Here is a 19,531-nt window from a genome sequence, read left to right as displayed (position 1 = left end):
AACCCTTTTTAATCCGGATTAAAACCGATGTCTTTTTTATGTTGTTCTAATAAATTAACAACAGGAGGTGGTAACTGTAAATAAAATCCTTTTTCTTTCAGTTCAGATCTTACTTTTTTTATATCGGCAAAACCTAAATGATCACGCTTTTCGATGGGTAGCATCATCACTAACTGCGGCTCGCCAAACATGGCCATTAATGCTTCAGGAACACGTTCAAAATCATTACGTTTTTCAACGAAAAGATAACTTTCAGCCTTTCTACGGCTTTTATATACTGCACAGATCATATACGACTCAAATTCCAAACTATTCAACTTGCCAGCTACGAATGCACACTATAACATGGACCGTTAGGAATATAATGGATATCGGCCCTGTGCTGAATTTTTTCTAGAGAGCGATTCAGGAATGCAAACACCTAGCCTCGAATTAAAAGGCTCTTCTTTTACTCTTTCTGTACTGCATATCAACAATAATGATATGGCAGTTATTGCCGCAGAGTTAGATGCTAAGCTTGCCATTGCACCACAATTTTTTATTGGTGCGCCTTTAGTGGTCAACCTTAGCGCTATAAAAGCTCCAGATTTTGACATACTGGGTTTAAAAGAAATTTTAACCAGTCGTCAATTGATTATTGTTGGCATAACCAGTGCGTCTAATGAGCTAACTAAACAAGCTAAATCGATTGGTCTAGCCATAGTCAAATCAGGTAAAGAAGCCACTTCACAGCCTCAAATGCCTAAAACGACCAAAATCGTTAAACAAAATGTCCGCTCAGGGCAACAAATCTATGCCAAGAATGCAGATTTGATTATTGTCGGTGCGGTGGGCAATGGTGCAGAAGTGATAGCCGACGGCAGTATCCATATATATGGCACATTACGTGGTAAGGCGATGGCTGGCGCTGCTGGCGACAGAAACGCGATTATCATGGCACAAAAAATTGAAGCAGAGCTCGTATCGATTGCAGGTCAATACTGGCTAACTGAAAATCTTCAGCAAAACGGAGCCGCTCCAAGCGGTTGTATTCGCCTAGAGGGCGAATCGCTTACGGTTGAATCATTGCCTCTGTAAGAGCGCAAAATTGAAAGGATTATTATAAATGGCGCAAATTATTGTTGTCACATCGGGTAAAGGTGGCGTGGGTAAAACCACCTCAAGTGCTGCTATTGCCACAGGTCTTGCGATGAAAGGCCATAAAACCGTGGTTATCGATTTTGATATTGGTCTGCGCAACTTAGACTTAATCATGGGTTGCGAGCGTCGTGTGGTGTATGACTTTGTTAATGTTATTAATGGTGAAGCAAATCTAAATCAAGCACTGATTAAAGATAAGCGCTGCCCGCAGCTTTTCGTATTACCCGCTTCGCAAACTCGCGACAAAGATGCCTTAACCAAAGAAGGTGTTGGTAAAGTCTTAGAAGATCTAGCCAAAGATTTCGAATATATTATTTGTGACTCACCAGCGGGCATTGAAACTGGCGCTATGATGGCGCTATATTTTGCCGATACAGCGATTGTAACGACCAACCCTGAAGTCAGCTCTGTGCGCGATTCAGACCGTATTTTAGGCATGCTACAAAGTAAATCTAAGCGTGCAGAAGAAGGTTTAGAGCCAGTTAAAGAGTACTTGTTACTGACTCGCTACTCTCCTGCCCGTGTAACAACAGGCGAGATGCTAAGTGTACAAGATGTTGAAGAGATCTTAGCGATCCCATTGCTCGGCGTGATCCCTGAATCACAAGCCGTATTAAAAGCCTCTAACTCTGGTGTACCTGTAATTATCGATCAAGAGAGCGATGCAGGTATGGCCTATAGCGATGCTGTAGCAAGGTTATTAGGTGAAGAACTGCCTTTCCGATTTCTTACGGAAGAGAAGAAAGGTTTCTTAAAACGAATATTTGGTAGCTAATTATGTCTCTTCTTGATTATTTCAAAACGAAAAAGGAACCAAGCACTGCAGTTACAGCAAAAGAACGACTGCAGATTATCGTCGCACACCAACGTGGTGAGCGCGGCGCTCCAGATTACTTTCCTCAGATGAAGCAAGAGATCATCGAAGTGATCCGTAAATATGTGCAAGTCGGCCCCGATCAAGTATCGGTGCAACTTGAACAGACAGATGACCATTTTTCAGTGTTAGAACTAAATGTGACGCTACCAGAGCAAAACTAATAGCGATATTAAATAAAAATGCCCGCATATGCGGGCATTTTTATTGGTATTTAAAACCTGAGCAGCTACAATTTCAGCGCGGCTAAAGCCTCTGCAACAATCGCTTCTCTCCAACCAGTAAGAATAAGCGGTTTATCACCTTTCTTATTAGCCCATATCCACTCCAAATATTCATGGATATACTTTTTAGAGCCAAGCAGTTCAATCGGAATAGCGTTCGCTTCTGCCTGCTCTGTAATACAGTTTTTGATGCTCTTAAATGCCACTTTGTAACCCGTTTTAAGTGCAATCACATCTAAAGGCTTAGGTGGGTTATCATAGTTTACATTGGCAATCAGCTTAATAAGCTCTTTACCATGAATACGCTTCTCTTGCTCGGTCAGCTCTGTCAGCTTATAGAGGTCATTACTCGTTTTAGGCTGTTTCTTTGCCAACGCGATTAATGCGTGATCTTTGACAACAAAACCCAGTGCCAGATCTTTTTGCAAAGCACGCTGTAGGCGCCACTTAGCTAGATCTCGTAAAATGGCAAGTTGATTCGATGTCAGCTGGAAGGCATTTTTAACTTTTAAATAAGCAAGTTCAGGGTCCGGCATATCCAAACGCCCCTGAGTCATACGAATGCCCTCTTCGTACACCCAGTCAAGCCTGCCTTGCTCTTCAAGCTTATCAACTAATTGAGCATACAGTTTGTACAGGTAATACACGTCGTTAGCAGCATAGTTTAACTGAGCTTCAGTCAGCGGTCGCTTTAACCAATCGGTGCGTGACTCACCTTTATCTAGACTCACGTCTAAGGTTTGCTCAACAAGCTTGGCATACCCTAATCCATGCCCCATCCCCGCTAAACCGGCGGCGATTTGACTATCAAACAAGTTTGTTGGCTGGCATTGACCATAACGCGCGAAGACTTCTAAGTCTTCACTGCAAGAATGCAGTAGTTTTACGCTACTTTCTTTATTAAGCAATTGCCAAAACAAGTCAAGATTGCTGATGGCTAATGGATCAATCAATGCAAGCGTCTTACCGTCATAAGCCTGGATCAGACCTAGTCTTGCATAGTAGGTGCGAGTACGAACAAATTCTGTGTCTAGCACCAATAAATCAGCTTCTTGGTATTGCTCTACAAGGGCCGCTAAACTGGCATCATCTTCAATATATTGAAACGCTAACAAAGTTGTCTACTCCATAAATATGCAAAAGCCGGCAATCGCCGGCTTTAAATTTAATCAAAAGTGGCAATCACCACTTAATGACTAATAAAGTTAAGCTTGCTTAACCTCATCTCTCAATTCCCTACGTAAGATTTTACCTACGTTGGTTTTAGGCAGTTCATCTCTAAATTCTACCAGCTTAGGAATTTTATAGCCCGTCAAATGCACACGACAGTGCTTGATTACTGCTTCTTTGGTCAAAGATTTGTCATTTGCGACAACAAATACCTTAACCAACTCGCCAGATACCTCATGAGGGACACCAACGGCTGCAACTTCAATCACTTTAGGATGTAAGGCTACCACTTCTTCAACTTCATTTGGGAAAACGTTGAAGCCAGAGACCAAGATCATGTCTTTCTTACGGTCGACAATAAAGAAGTAACCTTGTTCATCCATATAGCCAATATCACCAGTCGCTAAATAGCCATCTTTATCGATAACTTGACTCGTTTCTTCAGGGCGCTGCCAATAACCCACCATCACCTGTGGTCCTTTAGCAAACAACTCGCCAGTCTCGCCTTGAGCAAGTACCTTACCGTCATCATCACGAACTTGCACATCGGTATTAGCCACAGGAAAGCCAATAGAGCCGTTATAACCATCAAGGTTATACGGACAACATGTCACAAGTGGCGCCGCCTCAGTCAAACCATAGCCTTCTAGCAAGCGGGTTTTAGTTAAACCCTGCCATTTATCGGCAACAGCACGCTGAACAGCCATTCCGCCACCAATCGACAACTTAAGATCTGAGAAATTCAACTTACCGAAATCTTCGTTATTAACTAACGCATTAAACAGCGTATTAACCCCAGTTAACACCGTAAACGGATGCTTCTGTAACTCTGCGATGAAAGCAGGAAGATCTCTAGGATTAGTGATAAGTAAATTATTAGCGCCTTTATGGATAAACAGTAAACAGTTAACTGTTAACGCAAAAATATGATACAGCGGCAATGCAGTAACGACGAACTCTTTACCTTGATCAAGCATAGGCCCATAAGCTGCATCAGCTTGCAAAAGGTTACTGACGACATTGCTGTGGCTCAACATAGCACCTTTAGATACCCCGGTCGTTCCACCGGTATACTGTAAAAAGGCTAAATCTTCTCTTTTAACAACAGGCTTCACGTACTGCATACGTCGACCTTTAGACAAAGCCTTACGCATAGAAATTGCATGTGGTAAATGATACTTAGGTACCATTTTCTTAATGTACTTAACGACAAAGTTAACCACTGTACGCTTAGGAGCACTTAATAGATCGCCAAGACCCGTTAAAATAACGCTCTCTACAGGTGTATCATCAACCACTTTTTCTAAAGTATGTGCAAAGTTTGACACCACAACGATGGCTTTAGCGCCAGAGTCTGTCAGTTGATGCTTAAGTTCACGTGGGGTATACAGTGGGTTAACGTTCACCACCACCATGCCCGCACGTAAAATACCAAACAATGCGATAGGATATTGTAAAAGGTTAGGCATCATAATTGCGACACGGTCGCCTTTATTCAGCTTTAACTCGTTTTGGAGATAGGCAGCAAAAGCTCGGCTTCGCTCTTCCAGTTTACGGTAAGTCAGGGTCGCGCCCATATTCACAAACGCTGGTTGATCCGCATATTTAGCCACTGAAGTTTCGAACAGATCGACAAGCGATGCATATTGTTCTATATCAATTTCAGAAGGTACGTCATCTGGTAGATTATTAATCCAAAGTTGGTCCACAAAAATCTCCTAATATCTCCACCAGCGGTAAGAACTATACCGCTATGGTCGTTAGCAGCTTGCCAATAAGCAAGCTAAAACACTGTCTATTCTTTATATTTATTGGGCACGCCCGTAAATCATACGAGCGTTTAAATTTTGATTATCATCACATAAACGAAACAAAAAACCTAGCCCCTTTTTTTGCTTAACTATTTAAGAAAGCACTAATCGCTGTTGACACCTTTTCAGCATTGCCCATATGAAGGTGATGATCACCCTCCAGCTCTATGGTTTGTAATTGATTAAACCAGCGATTCGCCATTGGGATCGCTTCTCGTAACTGAGGGAAACCTCGGTTACCTGAAATTAATAGCGTATTGACTTTATGGGCTTGCATTAAGGCATCGACTTGAGAATAAGTCAGTCTTAAAGGGGAATCTAATTTTAAGCGAGGATCACTGCGCCAGCATACCCCAGAATCAAGGTTTTGCATATTGCGCTGAGTCAATAATTCGCACCATTGCAGGTCTAGTGCCGTAAATTTGTGCCGTGCATGTGCAGCAAGTGCGATATCTCGATGACTCTTTGCAGGTTTAGCCAAATTAGCAAGATAGCGTCGATGATCTGCAAAGCTATTTTGTAAGCGTTTTTTTGATTTCCCCTCCCCTTCGTATAACGGTGAGAGCGCTTCAATTAACAGCAAATTACTGACTTTATCAGGAAATGCTGCAGTATAAGCCGACGCAATAATACCGCCTAAAGAATGGCCTAAAATAGCATGTGGTTTCAACGTTAAAGGGAGTGTTTCAAGCAAGATATCTAAATCATAGAGGTAATCGACCCAATGCAGAGGATAGCGACCAGGTCGATGCTGCGATGCGCCGTGCCCAGGCCAATCAATGGCTAAGATTTGATAATCCGTTAAATATTGACTCAAGGGCTCAAAGCTATTGGCATTATCTAACCAGCCATGTAACGCTAAAATAACGGGCTTATCTGGTACTCCCCACAATCGTCCAGCTAGCGTGATATGGGGTAGCACCAAGGTTATTTCATTATCGGGTTCGCAGGCCAAGCGCATGTAGACTCTTACTTTTTGATAAATTTCAGCGTCATTCTATCGCTTTCACCAATAGCGAGATACTTTTCTTTGTCTTGCTCATCAAGGGCAAGTCTTGGAGGAAGTGTCCAAACGCCTTTAGGGTAATCCTTAGTATCTTTTGCATTGGCATTGACCTCTGAGCTTGCGACAAAAGTGAACCCCGCTTTTTCAGCAAGTTTAATCACCTCAGCTTGTTCCATATAGCCCGTTTTCACATCCATTCCAGGATTAGCTCTATGCTCAACAATACCAAATATTCCACCTGGTTTTAGCACTTTATAAGCGGAGTCAAATACAGGTTCGAGATAACCTTTCATCGCCCAGTTATGCAAGTTTCTGAAAGTGAGCACCACATCGACGCTATTGTCAGCCCCCATTTTATAGTAAGCAGGTGGATCAAAGGTGACGGTACTGGCACTACCTAGCTTGGCGCTATTATCTTCGAGCCACTGCTCAAATCTCTTACCCGCTTTAGGACGATAGCCGTTACGCGCCTTCTCATCTTCAGGGTGTGTATCAAAATTCCCCGCAATATATTGGCCTTCATTGGCTAAATATGGCGCGAGAATTTCAGCATACCAACCACCACCGGGCCAAAGTTCAATAACCGTGTCGGATGGTTTGATATCAAAGAAAGAAAGGGTTTGCTCTGGGTGACGATACTCATCGCGAGCGGTGTTTTGAGCAGGCCTAAAATCACTGTTAACGGCAGCTTCTAGCCCATTATTTTCGTGTTCAAGGGCAATTCCAGCTGTGCTAAATAATGATAAGCTACATGTGCTTGCAAGCAAAACGCTTGCTGCTAAGATTTTCTTTTTCATTGTAATTCTCCCTAAGATGACAGGCATCAACCTAGCAGTCGGTTAACAAAAAACCAACCCATATAAACAGAGATTTACATTTTATAATTTAACTAAAACAAAATAAGGTGCCAAATATGGCGTTAACTGGCGAGTTTAACGATCACGTTATCTTAGTCAAACGCGAGGCCGCAGCATCGACTCTACGCCAACATAAATATAGCATGAAGGCACTCGTTGCTAACCAACCGAATACCCAAAACCAAGCTGGCAACCAACTTTCTCCCGCGAGCATATTTGCATCGCCTTGGCCGTCAAGCCCTAACAACACCATCGGGCTCGCCAATGCATTTAAGATAATCATCAATGCCATCACGCGCAGACCACTGGCTAAGAAACGATTTTGTTTAAGCTTTAAAGGCAACAAAAATAGCACTGCTAAGCTTGCTAAAATCGCCACGGTCAATAGATCCCGAGCCCAGAGTATAATCGTTAATACCACTACGCCGCCAAGTAGTGCGAAACTCAAGCGGATCCCTTTTGCCCAGGTGGCAAACATAAAGATCAAGTAGCCCCAAAGAGCCGCACCAAAGTAACCAGAAAAGCCGATTAGGATTGGCCACCCTCCCTGGCTAAAACACAAACCTGCACCATTGGGAAAGAGTTCGATATGGCTAACAACACCACCAGAAACGATGGTTGCTAACCCATGTGAGAGTTCATGAAAATAACTTTCTAACCATTTGAAAGGTACGCTTACAAAAGGCAATCTCGTTACCATAAAAGCAATGAAGAGTTCAATTAAGAATCGGGTCCGCCCCGGAACTCCTGAAGATGATATGTGATTACTGTATTGCGAGGCTGATGCCGTATTGTGTTGAGCACCAGGTTGAGAATTGGATTGAGGTTTATGCATAGGTATCTATACCCACCATCTGCTTAATCTCTTCTCGCTTAGCAGCATGTTGATTAACTAAATACTCAGCCACCGCGCCGCGATGTCCACCCGTATGATCCTCATACTCAACATGAGCACCTAACCTTGACTGTAACGCAAACTCATCTTCTTGGTAATCATGAGTCACGAACGATTGCGGCGCTTTGGTTGTCTGAGACGGCTCAACGCCGCCAGAAGCCAAAGCACTAATATGATTTGAAGCACTGGTTAGGTTTGAAGCAACAGACTTGTTAACTTCCCCCCTACTTGTTGTATTAATTGCAGCTTGAGTTGTTGCAAGCGGGCTTGAATTAATCTGCATCAAATCGTCCTTAATACATTCGCTTTATCGTAGACCTTAATATCAGAGCACTAATACCTTTCGCGAATATTAGCCTGCAAATATCCAGTTCACAAATATCTAGTCCGCGATTACAGTCCGTAAAAAATGCTGGAGTACGGTCTTAAATTACTCTCTACCCGGCAGTTTTTGCCAGGTTACTGTATCACGAAGATAAACCGGCGTTAACTCATCGACCGAAGTGCTATGGCCCTTACTCACTCCATCTTGAGCAAGTGCTAGCATATACTTAGCTTCAGGAAACTTAGCCTTTTCACAAATGCTCATATTCGTAGTCAATTCAAGTATTTGCGGATAAGCGTCAAAACCAGTACCACAAGCAATAACAGGCAAAGTTAAATCTAAACTTAGCACTATAGCTTCTGGTGCACTAACCACTTCTTCGTTTACTAACGTCGCTAACCCATCGACTGCAATATATTGGCCCCAGTAAACCTCTCCCATACGAGCATCTATTGCAGCGAGAACTTGACTCGCGCCTTGCTCAATAGCTGATTGAGCCATAGCCGCTAATGTAGAAATACCGATAACAGGCAACTCTTGGCCAAGAGCCAAACCTTGAGTAATGCTGGTACAAATACGAATGCCAGTAAAGCTACCTGGACCTCTGCCATAAGCAATCACGTCGACATCTTTCAGTGCTAAGTTTGCCTCAGACAAAACAGCCTTAACCATAGGCAACAAACGTTGACTATGTTCACGTGGTGCATCGGCTTGCTCGCTGTACGTTGCACCTTTATGGCTAACTGCTGCTGAACACGACTCAGTACAAGTATCGAGTGCTAAAATGCTCAACGGCGTCGCATCGTTAGATTTATCTGTCATTAATTACTTACCAAACTTGTTATTTAAATCAACTACCGCCGATTAAAAACTTGGCGACGACAGTATATGTTAGGAGACTATTTAAGCGGTAATATCGGCCACGTGCACCTTAAAAGCCTGGAGTTTAATGCTTAACCGATTAGACCTTCAGTACTTAACCGAGTAAATAGACTGTTTTTATGATTATACCCTAAGTCACGCTATGGCATTAAGTCTTATAGTTAAAATACTTGCCTTTTGTAGGCCTCATGAGTGATCCACAGGCAAATAGCGACTTAAGTAATAGCGTCAACTTACGTTCGGAACTACTGAGTGTGATGTAATCCAGACACACTCAAGTCATAGCCCAATAAAATGAGGTTAAATAGATACAAAAATCGCGGTTTGTCCTAAATTTATAAGTGGCTATAAATTAAGTGACTATAAATTAAGTGACTATACATAAATTTATTACATATCAGTGACTATACTCACTCTAAAGCACTCAATTTAAGCTTGCTTTGAAGTCCTAATCAAGGGGGGAGGATGCAACAAATCAGAATCGATTGGTTTAGGCTACTTCGTTACTCCTTGCTATTTATCGTGTTCTCTATGCTAATGACAGTTTTCATGTTGCTATGGTTTTCAAACAGTTTAGAGGAAGCTTGGCAAAAAGGTTTAATGTTGACGTTAGCAGAACTTGAAATGACTACTGAGTTAACACTCACCCTGCTCATCTATATTAGCTTTCCAGTGCTACTTTTTCGCTTCCTCTATTACTTTTCCAAAATGTTGTATCGAGGACGAAACCCAGGCGTCGCAATCATCAGCTATAAGACCCTGTTTAACCCATTAAACTTTTTATTGTTTCCAAGCTTACTGAACTCTGAAGGTTTACTTTACCGGCGCCGCTGCTTATTAGCCCTTATCTTACTCACCAGTATTTATTTTGTTATTTTACTTATCACTTAATTTACGCTACTTAATCTTCGCTAAGAAGTCTGTCGCCTTGTCTAAATCACGAGTTCGAGACATTGGCGGTAACGAATTTAAAAATGCCTGTCCGTAGGGTTTATTGACGATACGGTTGTCGCATAAAATGAGTACGCCTTTATCTTTTTCATCTCGAATTAACCGACCTACCCCTTGATTTAGGCTGATCACCGCTTGCGGCAGTGAGATCTCGCTAAACGCATCTTTGCCCTCACGCTCAACACTTTCGCTACGCGCGCGAAACAGATTGTCATCGGGTGACACAAATGGCAATTTATCGATGATGACGCAACTTAACAGTCGACCACGAACATCGACCCCTTCCCAAAAAGCGCCTGTACCGAGTAATACAGCATTACCAAGTTGGCGGTATTTTTTAAGCAGGCTTTGCTTATTCGCCTGCCCTTGCACAAGAAGTGGATAAGCGACGCGCCGTTGAAGTGCAGGTGCCACCAAATTAAGCATTCTATGACTGGTAAATAAAATAAAGGTGCGCCCTTTAGCAGCATTCACCGCTTTTACGCAAACATCAACAAATTGATTTAATGCCACATGATGATTATTGACACTCGCTAAATGTCTTGGCACACAAAAAAGCGCATTATTTTGATAATCAAATGGGCTTTCCAGTAACATCTCTTGGCATTGACGTAAGCCTAGTTGTCGGGTGAACAAGCTTAAATCACGGTTGATTTGTAATGTTGCCGAGGTAAATATCCACGCCACATTAGAATCAAACAGTTTACGACACTCTTTAGCAACGTCTATTGGCGCAATGCGCAGTACCAAATAACGATGGCCGAAGTCGATACTATAAGCGGCTTGATTGTTCTCACATAAGAAAAACAGCTCTAGTTTATTGGCTAAAACCTCAAGCTTTTCTATTTGATCATCTAGATTATTGCTGCGACCAACATGGCCTAATAATAGCTGTTGTAATACCTTAATCTCTTTGAGCAGCCCCCATGAAAGGACTGATAAGTCTTTATTGGCCAATAGTCGACGCCAGTCAGACTCGCCAATATTAAACAGTATTTGATGCCACTCATTTAACATTGATGAACATCGTGCACTTAACAACTCTATCTGTTTAGCATCTCTTAGTTCGAGTCTATAAATCTCAATCAAGTTATCAAATAGCGCTATGAGCTGTCGTGTAGAGCATTGCTGACCAAAATAAGTGACAGCAATATCAGGCAATAGGTGCGCTTCATCAAAAATTACCACATCAGAATCTGGCAGTAATTCGGCAAAACCAGTCTCTTTTAAAATTCTGTCGGCTAGAAAAAGGTGATGATTAACCACAATGATCCGTGCATCCATGGCTCTATTACGGGCTTTGCGAGTGAAACAGTCATCATAGTGATCACAGCGTTGACCAATACAGGTCTCTTTTGCGCTAACGATCAGCGGTAAAGCCTGAGAATTCTCCGTAACCGAGGTTAACCCTCCAATATCGCCGTCAGTAGTCTGCCCTGCCCACTGATTTATACGCAGCAAGTCATCTAATACTTGTGTGTCCATCGAGCTGGCTCCCGATAGCTCTTTTTCCATTAGGTGTTGGCACAGGTAGTTATTACGCCCCTTTAGCAGCGCAACCTTAGGCGTGAGCTTAAGCATGGATAATAATGCAGGAAGGTCTTTGTAAAATAGCTGCTCTTGTAAATTTTTACTGCCTGTACTGACAATAACTTGCTTGCCACTCAATAAAGCAGGAATTAGGTAAGCAAAAGTCTTCCCCACCCCCGTCCCAGCTTCCACCACCAAGTTATTGCAACTACTGATAGATTCAGTCACCGCCTTGGCCATAGTCACCTGCACATTACGGCAGCTAAAACCCTTAATTGAATGTGCCAGTACGCCATCATTTGAAAATGCAGCAGCGACTTGCTGTATGAGTTTACTGCTCAAGAGTCATTAAACCTTTAATAAAAATGTTGATGATGCATATACCCAAGCGACTTGAAATGCGCGTTTCACAGGCCTTGTGTGAGCTCTATTCTAGCCGCTTAGGTTAGGAATAGTTACTCCCTTTTAAGCGAGTGCAGAGAAAGACTCAGTGATCGACTTCGGTTACCAGATTCAGTTATTAGCTTCAATATGTGATACGGGCATATAAAAATGCATGGCAGTTTATCTTAAATAAATATACAAGATTAGCTTTTGTTGGCGGACTGAGAGCAAGTTCAGGACAAATGCGCTCTAGCGGCCTTAACAAAAGCCACTCCCGCATGTGCGGTTAATTGTTCTCAGTTGAGAACACAAGACTCTCAAATGTCGGTATAAATCGACTTTAGGCAACCAAAAATGAAAAATAATGACATTTAGATGAAGTTTACTCAACTGCTTAAATAAGAGGTTGCAATCATTTTAAAAACTGATTAATTTAAATACCAACAACACGAAATGATTCATCAATGGCTTAGCACAGCAGCAAGCGTTGGATCATGACAGGCCACTTGGCCCACAGAAACAGATTGAGAGAAACAAATATGACACAGCTTTTGAACACTATGCATCATCATCACCATATGCGGTAGCCTTCGGAAGCTCACTGCCGAAGGACTATTTTCCTTCCGGCGGTTGATTTAAAAATATCAAAACCCTTGGAAGGAATTCCAAGGGTTTTTTGTTTTTTTCTTAACAGATTGTTTTATAAGATTTTTAAATTAACTAATAGGAAGTATCTCATGTCAGAGTCAACAAGATTACGTATCGCCATCCAGAAATCTGGCCGCTTATCAAAAGAGTCACAGAAGTTACTTAAAAGCTGTGGCGTTAAATTTAATGTCAACGAACAACGTCTAATCGCCCACTCAGACAACATGCCAATCGACCTATTACGTGTACGTGATGACGATATTCCAGGCCTTGTCATGGACGGTGTGGTGGACTTAGGTATTATTGGCGAAAATGTGCTGGAAGAAGAACAGATCGAACGCCAAAGCCTAGGCAAACCAGCTGAATGCATCAAATTACGTGAACTTGACTTTGGTGCTTGCCGCCTATCATTGGCCGTGCCAACTGAATTTAGTTACCAAGATGCAAGCTCATTAGAAGGGCTTCGCATTGCGACCTCTTACCCCAACTTGCTACGCCGCTACATGCAAAAGAAAGGCATTAATTATCGTGACTGCATGTTGAAGGGTTCTGTTGAAGTTGCACCACGTGCAGGTTTATCAGACGGTATTTGTGACTTAGTGTCAACAGGGGCAACACTTGAAGCAAATGGATTATATGAAACGGAAGTCATCTACCGTTCTATGGCCTGCATCATTCAATCAACCCAATCGCAACCTGATGATAAACAAGCACTAATAAACAAAATACTGTCTCGAATTAATGGCGTTGTACGTGCCAAAGAGAGTAAATACATCTTACTACACGCACCAACGGAAACGTTAGAGCAGATTGTTGCACTGCTTCCTGGCGCAGAAAACCCGACTGTTTTGCCACTCAACGACGATACTAACCGAGTGGCTATCCACGCCGTTAGCACTGAAGACTTGTTCTGGGACACTATGGAGCAATTAACGCAGCTGGGCGCCAGCTCAATTCTTGTTATGCCTATTGAAAAAATGATGGGGTAGAGTCATGCAGATCCTCAATTGGCAATCTCTCGACTCTCAAGCTCAAGCTAACACGCTTGAGCGCTCACCACTAATAGGTGATAACAGTCTTGAGCAAAGTGTGGCAGATATCATTAATGCCGTCGTCGCTGATGGCGATAAGGCCTTATTTGAATTTAATCAAAAATTTGATGGGGTCAATATCGATAACTTAAGGTTGTCGAGCGCCCAAGTTGAGCAGAGCTGCGCCAAGGTTTCTAGTGAGGTAAAGCAAGCAATTGCTCAAGCAAAGGCCAACATTGAGACTTTTCACAAGGCACAGATCCAGCCACACATCGATCTAGAAACTCAAGCAGGGATCCGCTGCGAACTCCGCTCTGAGCCGATAGAGCGCGTTGGCCTGTATATTCCAGGAGGCACGGCGCCACTTATTTCAACCGTACTGATGTTAGCCCTACCCGCTAAAATTGCCGGTTGTAATAAGCGGGTTCTCGTAAGCCCTCCACCAATTAATGATGCCATCATTTATGCGGCAAAAGAATGTGGTATTGAAGAGATCTATCAAGTTGGCGGCGCCCAAGCTATTGCTGCACTTGCATTTGGCACTGGTTCTGTACCTCAAGTCGATAAGATTTTTGGCCCAGGTAACCGATTTGTGACTGAAGCTAAACGCTCCGTTAGTCAAGATAACCGCTGCACAGTGAGCATCGATATGCCTGCCGGCCCATCAGAAGTGCTCATCATTGCCGATACTGAGGCTAATCCAGAGTTTGTTGCCGCAGACCTGTTATCACAAGCCGAGCACGGCGCTGACTCACAAGTTATGTTAGTCACCGATTGTAACGTGTTAGCTAAGCAGGTTAATCAAGCCTTAGCAAAGCAACTGGCGCAGCTGCCACGTGCTGATATTGCCAATCAAGCCCTTAAAAGCAGCCGCACTATTATCGTTAACGATATGACCATCGCAGCGGCAGTTTCTAATCAATACGGACCTGAGCACTTGATCATTCAAACTCAGCAGCCACGAGAAGTGCTAGCCAATATTCGAGCAGCGGGCTCTGTATTTTTAGGGGCGTATACGCCTGAATCTGTGGGTGATTATGCCAGCGGCACGAATCACGTCTTGCCGACCTACGGTTACAGTAAAACGGTGTCGAGCTTATCACTTGCAGATTTTAGCCGTCGATTCACTGTGCAAGAGTTATCAGCAATAGGACTTAGAGCCTTAAGCCATAGCGTAATGATCCTTGCCGAAGCTGAGCAGCTTGATGCACACAAAAATGCAATTGCAGTTCGAATGGCCAGCCTTGATGCTAACGCAGGTAATGAAGCGTTAGCTAGCAATAGCTCAGTTACGGAGGCCCTATGACAACATCAAGCAAGCTAAATTTAGCCGAGCGCCTCGCTCGACCAGAACTGTTAGCGTTACAGGTTTATCAGTCAGCAAGGCGTATTGGCGGCCAAGGGGATATCTGGATCAATGCCAATGAGTCCCCCTTTAACAATAGTGAGCTTATGGGCCTTAACCGTTACCCAGAATGCCAGCCACCTGCATTAATCAGCGCATATAGCCAATATAGTGGTGTCAATGAGAACAGTATTATCACTAGTCGCGGCGCCGACGAAGCGATTGAGCTGTTAATTCGAGCCTTTTGTGTACCAGGTCAAGATAGTATCGCAACCTTTGGCCCTACGTATGGAATGTATGCCATCAGTGCCAAGACCTTTAATGTTGGGGTAAAAGCGCTGTCTTTAACTGATGATTTTCAGCTGCCAAGTGACTCTATCTCCAGTGTCAGTGGCGCAAAATTGGTGTTTATCTGTAATCCCAATAACCCCACAGGCAGTGTCATCACAAGAAACAAAATCATTGAGATCATTAACGCTTACCCTGAAGCCATAGTGGTTATCGATGAGGCATACATTGAATTTAGTCCCGAATACAGTGTCGCCGATTTAGTCGATAGCTGTGCAAACCTAGTGGTGCTTCGCACCTTATCAAAAGCCTTTGCCTTAGCTGGCGCACGCTGTGGTTTTTTGTTGGCAAACCCTGACATTATCGAAATCTGCATGCGTGTAATCGCCCCTTATCCCGTGCCGCTTCCCGTAAGCGAACTTGCCATCAAAGCCCTCAACACAAAAGGCCTTGAAACAATGCAGCAGCAAGTGGGTCTGATGAAGCAACAAGGGTTAAGACTGGCGGACGCATTGAGCGGCTATGGCGCTAAGGTTATCAAAGCACATGGTAACTATGTACTCGCAGAGTTTGAGGACAAAGCGCTAGTGCAGCAAAAGTTAATATCTGCTGGCGTGATTGCCAGAAGTTACAACGATCCCCGCCTTAGTAAGGCGATTCGTTTTAGCTTTACAAACCAGGAACAAACGGACTATCTGATCCAACTATTTCAACAATAAAAATATACAGTGCGCTGATATTTAAAAAGAATAACAATAGCTTGGCTGAGATTTGAATGAATGTTCAATGCGTTCCGATTTGTTTAAACTCAGTAAAGCCAGAATCTGAAAGGTATAACCGCTATGAAGCAGAAAATTTTATTTATCGACCGTGATGGTACGCTCATCGAAGAACCAGTTACAGATAAGCAAGTCGATAGCTTAGCCAAACTCGTTTTTGAGCCTAATGTGATCCCTGCTCTACTGAAACTGCAAAACGCCGGTTATCGATTAGTTATGGTCAGTAACCAAGATGGTCTGGGCACGCCTTCGTTCCCAAGAGATGATTTCGATGCACCGCAAAATATGATGATGCAGATCTTAAACAGCCAAGGCGTGCTGTTTGATGATGTACTTATCTGCCCTCACTTTAATGATGAGAACTGTAGCTGTCGTAAACCTAAGCTTGGCTTAGTTAAAGACTATCTCACCTCTGGGAAAATTGATTTTACCCAGTCCGCTGTCATAGGAGATCGTGAAACTGACTTAGGTCTTGCCGACTCGATGGGCATATTAGGTTTGCAATATCACCCAGAAAATCTTAACTGGAACGCCATTGCCGATAAGCTTTTAAATAAGAACCGCAGCGCCACAGTCACTCGTACCACTAAAGAAACCGATATTCGCGTCACTGTCGATTTAGATTCAAATGATAAAAGCGAAATCAACACAGGTATTGGCTTTTTCGACCATATGCTTGAGCAGATCTCAACCCACGGCAACTTTAAAATGGATGTCAAGGTTGATGGTGATTTGGAGATAGATGATCACCACAGCATTGAAGATACCGCACTGGCAATCGGTGATGCCCTGCGTCAAGCTCTAGGTGACAAACGCGGCATAGCCCGCTTTGGCAATGCACAAATCAGTAGCGTTTTTGAGCAAGCGATTCCTATGGATGAAGCCAGTGCTGAGTGTTTGTTAGATCTATCGGGGCGTCCATTTATCAAGTATCGCGGCGACTTTGACCGTGAACTTGTTGGCCAAATGTCAACTGAGATGGTGCCGCACTTCTTCCGCTCCTTTGCCGATGGTCTGCGCTGTACTTTACACATCAGTACCCAGGGCAATAACGACCACCACAAAGTTGAAAGCTTATACAAGGTGTTAGGTCGTACCCTAAGACAAGCTGTGGCAGTTGAAGGAGACACGCTGCCCTCAAGTAAAGGTGTGTTATGAGCCAAGTCAATCTAGATAACAAAAACGGCATCAAAGGTAATACCGTTATTATCGATACCGGTTGCGCCAATTTAAGCTCGGTCCGCTACGCTTTTGAGCGTTTAATGACTGATACAGAGCGAGAGTGCCTGTTTGTAAGCGATGATATTGAGCTGATTAACTCGGCTGAACGCGTTATTTTACCAGGTGTAGGTACTGCAAGGGCTGCAATGACGGCGCTAAATGACAAAGGTTTACTCCAGGTTATCCCCTCGCTCACCCAGCCATTACTCGGCGTGTGCTTAGGTATGCAGATGCTGACACGTGCTTCAAAAGAGCGCGGCACACAAAGCGATAACTGCCAATGTCTTAATATCATTCCAACCGATATCGACCTGCTTAATACTCAAGGCTTACCGCTACCGCATATGGGCTGGAATCAAATTACGCCTTCAAACCACCCTATTTTCGAGGGAGTGACTGCCGGCAGCTTCGTATATTTCGTCCACAGCTACCGCGCCCCCGTTAGCGACTTCACCATTGCAACTGCCCAGCATGGTGAGTACTTTAGCGCTGCCATTGCAAAAGATAATTTTATTGGACTGCAATTTCATCCAGAAAAAAGTGCAGAGGTCGGCGCTAAGATACTGGCAAACTTCCTCAACATGAATAGAGATACCTTTTGCCAAGCTGGCAATGAACCCGCTAATAAGCTAACGATTAACCTAAGTAATGAACCGGAGGCACTGTAATGATTATTCCAGCAATCGATCTTATCGACGGCCAAGTTGTTCGCCTCTATCAAGGTGATTACGAGCAGCAAACAACCTTTAATTTAAGTCCATTAGATCAACTTAAATCTTATCAGGCTCAAGGGGCTAACTTACTGCATATCGTCGATTTAACCGGAGCAAAAGAGCCAACTAAGCGTCAAACGGCATTAATTTCAGAATTAGTTAATCACCTAGACACTCCGATCCAGGTTGGCGGTGGTATTCGCACTGAAGCCCAGTTAAATGAACTACTGGAAATTGGTGTAAGCCGTGTGGTTATCGGTTCATTGGCCGTAAAAGAGCCTGAGCTTGTAAAAAGCTGGTTTGAAAAATATGGTAATGAAGCCATTTGTCTCGCACTCGATGTCAATATCAATGAGCAAGGCGAAAAAATAGTGGCCGTATCGGGATGGCAAAGTGGCGGTGGTAAGAGCTTGGAGTCGCTGGTAGAAGAGTTTAAAGCTGTTGGCCTTAAGCATGCATTAGTCACTGACATTAGCCGTGATGGCACACTGCAAGGCGCTAATACCGAGCTTTACCGTGAGATTGCCGCTACTTACCCAGAGATCCAATGGCAAGCTTCTGGAGGCATCGCGACATTAGCCGATGTCAATGCAGTAAAAGACAGCGGTGCCAATGGCATTATTATTGGTAAAGCCCTACTTATCAACCAATTCACCGTCCAGGAGGCGATTGCATGTTGGCCAAACGCATAGTCCCCTGCCTTGATGTCAAAGAGGGCAAAGTGGTTAAAGGGGTTCAATTTAGAAACCATGAAATTGTAGGCGATATTGTGCCGCTCGCTAAGCGCTACGCTGAAGAAGGTGCTGATGAATTAGTCTTCTATGACATCACGGCCAGCGCTCACGATAGAGTCATTGATAAGTCATGGATAAGTCGAGTCGCCGAAAAAATTGATATTCCTTTTTGTGTTGCCGGTGGGATAAGAACCATAGAGCAAGCACGAGAAAAGCTGGCCTTTGGCGCCGACAAAATTTCAATTAACTCACCAGCATTAACAGACCCAAGCTTGATTGCCAGACTGCAAGATGAGTTTGGACGTCAGTGTATCGTGATAGGTATCGATTCCTATTATGACGCCAATAGCGACAGCTACATGGTTAAGCAATTTACTGGCGATGAAGCGGCAACTAAAGACACTCAGTGGTTTACACAAGATTGGGTTGAAGAAGTGCAAAATCAGGGCTGCGGCGAAATCGTACTCAATGTCATGAATCAAGATGGCGTCAGACAAGGTTATGACATTAAGCAATTGTCGATGATCCGCGCTATCTGCGATGTACCGTTAATTGCATCGGGTGGCGCTGGCACTATGGCGCATTTTAAAGAGGTGTTTAGCCAGGCAAACGTGGATGCGGCATTAGCCGCAAGTGTGTTCCATAAAGGGATCATAGATATACAGGCCCTAAAACGTTATCTCAACAGCCAGCAAATTGCTGTACGCATTTAGATAAGTTAGA

The 19,531-nt window shown here is 43.5% G+C and carries 20 protein-coding genes and 1 other annotated feature; of the genes, 11 read left to right on the top strand and 9 right to left on the bottom strand.

Annotated elements, in window-relative coordinates; genetic code table 11:
- Positions 1-8 precede the first annotated feature (8 nt).
- Positions 9-290: a YcgL domain-containing protein gene (locus ACVBIU_RS13450; protein ID WP_447159907.1), complete on the bottom strand. Its 282-nt coding sequence runs from the start codon at positions 288-290 to the stop codon at positions 9-11.
- A gap of 121 nt (positions 291-411) precedes the next feature.
- On the opposite strand from ACVBIU_RS13450, the gene minC reads away from it, so the two are divergent.
- The 3 genes from minC to minE are packed head-to-tail and all read left to right on the top strand — an operon-like array spanning position 412 to position 2,178.
- On the top strand, positions 412-1,077 hold the full coding sequence (gene minC / locus ACVBIU_RS13445) for a septum site-determining protein MinC (protein ID WP_447159908.1): 666 nt from the start codon (positions 412-414) through the stop codon (positions 1,075-1,077).
- A gap of 28 nt (positions 1,078-1,105) precedes the next feature.
- Positions 1,106-1,915 carry a septum site-determining protein MinD gene (minD, locus tag ACVBIU_RS13440; RefSeq protein ID WP_447159909.1) on the top strand — a complete coding sequence of 270 codons (810 nt, stop codon included), beginning with the start codon at positions 1,106-1,108 and terminating at the stop codon, positions 1,913-1,915.
- 2 nt (positions 1,916-1,917) lie between these two features.
- The gene (gene minE / locus ACVBIU_RS13435; protein WP_447159910.1) at positions 1,918-2,178 is read left to right on the top strand and encodes a cell division topological specificity factor MinE; all 261 of its coding nucleotides are present in this window, start codon (positions 1,918-1,920) and stop codon (positions 2,176-2,178) included.
- Positions 2,179-2,243: 65 nt separating this feature from the next.
- Here minE and rnd read toward each other — a convergent pair whose 3' ends face one another.
- The 7 genes from rnd to tsaB all read right to left on the bottom strand — a co-directional run bounded on the left by rnd (position 2,244) and on the right by tsaB (position 9,124).
- Positions 2,244-3,353, bottom strand: coding sequence for a ribonuclease D (rnd, locus tag ACVBIU_RS13430; RefSeq protein WP_447159911.1), 1,110 nt, complete (start codon positions 3,351-3,353; stop codon positions 2,244-2,246).
- A 90-nt stretch (positions 3,354-3,443) separates the two neighbouring features.
- Positions 3,444-5,117, bottom strand: a complete 1,674-nt coding sequence (fadD, locus tag ACVBIU_RS13425; protein ID WP_447159912.1) for a long-chain-fatty-acid--CoA ligase FadD — start codon at positions 5,115-5,117, stop codon at positions 3,444-3,446.
- Between the two features lie 187 nt (positions 5,118-5,304).
- The gene (locus ACVBIU_RS13420) at positions 5,305-6,180 is read right to left on the bottom strand and encodes an alpha/beta fold hydrolase (RefSeq protein ID WP_447164065.1); all 876 of its coding nucleotides are present in this window, start codon (positions 6,178-6,180) and stop codon (positions 5,305-5,307) included.
- Between the two features lie 8 nt (positions 6,181-6,188).
- A complete protein-coding gene (locus tag ACVBIU_RS13415) occupies positions 6,189-7,022 on the bottom strand; it encodes a class I SAM-dependent methyltransferase (protein ID WP_447164064.1) in 834 nt (277 codons plus the stop codon).
- Positions 7,023-7,164: 142 nt separating this feature from the next.
- Positions 7,165-7,917, bottom strand: coding sequence for a M50 family metallopeptidase (locus tag ACVBIU_RS13410; protein WP_447159915.1), 753 nt, complete (start codon positions 7,915-7,917; stop codon positions 7,165-7,167).
- On the bottom strand, positions 7,910-8,260 hold the full coding sequence (locus ACVBIU_RS13405) for a hypothetical protein (protein WP_447159916.1): 351 nt from the start codon (positions 8,258-8,260) through the stop codon (positions 7,910-7,912). The genes ACVBIU_RS13410 and ACVBIU_RS13405 overlap by 8 nt, the downstream gene beginning before the upstream one ends.
- A 147-nt stretch (positions 8,261-8,407) precedes the next feature.
- Positions 8,408-9,124, bottom strand: coding sequence for a tRNA (adenosine(37)-N6)-threonylcarbamoyltransferase complex dimerization subunit type 1 TsaB (gene tsaB / locus ACVBIU_RS13400; protein ID WP_447164063.1), 717 nt, complete (start codon positions 9,122-9,124; stop codon positions 8,408-8,410).
- Positions 9,125-9,649: 525 nt separating this feature from the next.
- On the opposite strand from tsaB, the gene ACVBIU_RS13395 reads away from it, so the two are divergent.
- Positions 9,650-10,075, top strand: coding sequence for a hypothetical protein (locus ACVBIU_RS13395; protein WP_447164062.1), 426 nt, complete (start codon positions 9,650-9,652; stop codon positions 10,073-10,075).
- Positions 10,076-10,081: 6 nt separating this feature from the next.
- Here the strand turns inward: ACVBIU_RS13395 and ACVBIU_RS13390 are convergent, their stop codons facing one another.
- Positions 10,082-12,007 (bottom strand): ATP-dependent DNA helicase, encoded by a 1,926-nt coding sequence (locus ACVBIU_RS13390; RefSeq protein ID WP_447164061.1) that lies wholly within the window; start codon positions 12,005-12,007, stop codon positions 10,082-10,084.
- 604 nt (positions 12,008-12,611) lie between these two features.
- Positions 12,612-12,730 (top strand) — a sequence feature (His leader region).
- 56 nt (positions 12,731-12,786) lie between these two features.
- Between ACVBIU_RS13390 and hisG the strand changes: the two genes are divergently transcribed.
- From hisG to hisF, 7 genes are all read left to right on the top strand, one after another.
- Positions 12,787-13,686 carry an ATP phosphoribosyltransferase gene (gene hisG, locus ACVBIU_RS13385; protein ID WP_447159920.1) on the top strand — a complete coding sequence of 300 codons (900 nt, stop codon included), beginning with the start codon at positions 12,787-12,789 and terminating at the stop codon, positions 13,684-13,686.
- Positions 13,687-13,690: 4 nt separating this feature from the next.
- Positions 13,691-15,034 (top strand): histidinol dehydrogenase, encoded by a 1,344-nt coding sequence (gene hisD / locus ACVBIU_RS13380; protein ID WP_447159921.1) that lies wholly within the window; start codon positions 13,691-13,693, stop codon positions 15,032-15,034.
- A complete protein-coding gene (gene hisC / locus ACVBIU_RS13375) occupies positions 15,031-16,080 on the top strand; it encodes a histidinol-phosphate transaminase (RefSeq protein ID WP_447164060.1) in 1,050 nt (349 codons plus the stop codon). The genes hisD and hisC overlap by 4 nt, the downstream gene beginning before the upstream one ends.
- Positions 16,081-16,203: 123 nt before the next feature.
- Positions 16,204-17,298 (top strand): bifunctional histidinol-phosphatase/imidazoleglycerol-phosphate dehydratase HisB, encoded by a 1,095-nt coding sequence (hisB, locus tag ACVBIU_RS13370; protein WP_447159923.1) that lies wholly within the window; start codon positions 16,204-16,206, stop codon positions 17,296-17,298.
- Complete coding sequence (gene hisH, locus ACVBIU_RS13365) at positions 17,295-18,029, top strand: imidazole glycerol phosphate synthase subunit HisH (protein WP_447164059.1); 735 nt, start codon at positions 17,295-17,297, stop codon at positions 18,027-18,029. Before hisB ends, hisH begins: the two co-directional genes overlap by 4 nt.
- Positions 18,029-18,766 (top strand): 1-(5-phosphoribosyl)-5-[(5-phosphoribosylamino)methylideneamino]imidazole-4-carboxamide isomerase, encoded by a 738-nt coding sequence (hisA, locus tag ACVBIU_RS13360; protein WP_447159925.1) that lies wholly within the window; start codon positions 18,029-18,031, stop codon positions 18,764-18,766. The genes hisH and hisA overlap by 1 nt, the downstream gene beginning before the upstream one ends.
- Positions 18,748-19,521: an imidazole glycerol phosphate synthase subunit HisF gene (hisF, locus tag ACVBIU_RS13355; RefSeq protein ID WP_447164058.1), complete on the top strand. Its 774-nt coding sequence runs from the start codon at positions 18,748-18,750 to the stop codon at positions 19,519-19,521. Before hisA ends, hisF begins: the two co-directional genes overlap by 19 nt.
- Positions 19,522-19,531: the final 10 nt, after the last annotated feature.

It is taken from the genome of Shewanella sp. 30m-14, assembly GCF_052977125.1.
Note: the sequence above shows the minus strand (reverse complement) of the source record. Positions and strands in the feature narration are given on the sequence as shown.

Bases quoted from the DNA above. Each gene is read 5' to 3' on its own strand.
- ACVBIU_RS13415 (WP_447164064.1), bottom strand. From the start codon at position 7,022: ATGAAAAAGAAAATCTTAGCAGCAAGCGTTTTGCTTGCAAGCACATGT.
- ACVBIU_RS13395 (WP_447164062.1), top strand. From the start codon at position 9,650: ATGCAACAAATCAGAATCGATTGGTTTAGGCTACTTCGTTACTCCTTG.
- hisG (WP_447159920.1), top strand. From the start codon at position 12,787: ATGTCAGAGTCAACAAGATTACGTATCGCCATCCAGAAATCTGGCCGC.
- hisH (WP_447164059.1), top strand. From the start codon at position 17,295: ATGAGCCAAGTCAATCTAGATAACAAAAACGGCATCAAAGGTAATACC.
- minE (WP_447159910.1), top strand. From the start codon at position 1,918: ATGTCTCTTCTTGATTATTTCAAAACGAAAAAGGAACCAAGCACTGCA.
- hisC (WP_447164060.1), top strand. From the start codon at position 15,031: ATGACAACATCAAGCAAGCTAAATTTAGCCGAGCGCCTCGCTCGACCA.
- ACVBIU_RS13450 (WP_447159907.1), bottom strand. From the start codon at position 290: ATGATCTGTGCAGTATATAAAAGCCGTAGAAAGGCTGAAAGTTATCTT.
- ACVBIU_RS13420 (WP_447164065.1), bottom strand. From the start codon at position 6,180: ATGCGCTTGGCCTGCGAACCCGATAATGAAATAACCTTGGTGCTACCC.
- tsaB (WP_447164063.1), bottom strand. From the start codon at position 9,124: ATGACAGATAAATCTAACGATGCGACGCCGTTGAGCATTTTAGCACTC.
- hisD (WP_447159921.1), top strand. From the start codon at position 13,691: ATGCAGATCCTCAATTGGCAATCTCTCGACTCTCAAGCTCAAGCTAAC.
- ACVBIU_RS13405 (WP_447159916.1), bottom strand. From the start codon at position 8,260: ATGCAGATTAATTCAAGCCCGCTTGCAACAACTCAAGCTGCAATTAAT.
- hisF (WP_447164058.1), top strand. From the start codon at position 18,748: ATGTTGGCCAAACGCATAGTCCCCTGCCTTGATGTCAAAGAGGGCAAA.
- hisA (WP_447159925.1), top strand. From the start codon at position 18,029: ATGATTATTCCAGCAATCGATCTTATCGACGGCCAAGTTGTTCGCCTC.
- ACVBIU_RS13410 (WP_447159915.1), bottom strand. From the start codon at position 7,917: ATGCATAAACCTCAATCCAATTCTCAACCTGGTGCTCAACACAATACG.
- minD (WP_447159909.1), top strand. From the start codon at position 1,106: ATGGCGCAAATTATTGTTGTCACATCGGGTAAAGGTGGCGTGGGTAAA.
- hisB (WP_447159923.1), top strand. From the start codon at position 16,204: ATGAAGCAGAAAATTTTATTTATCGACCGTGATGGTACGCTCATCGAA.
- minC (WP_447159908.1), top strand. From the start codon at position 412: ATGCAAACACCTAGCCTCGAATTAAAAGGCTCTTCTTTTACTCTTTCT.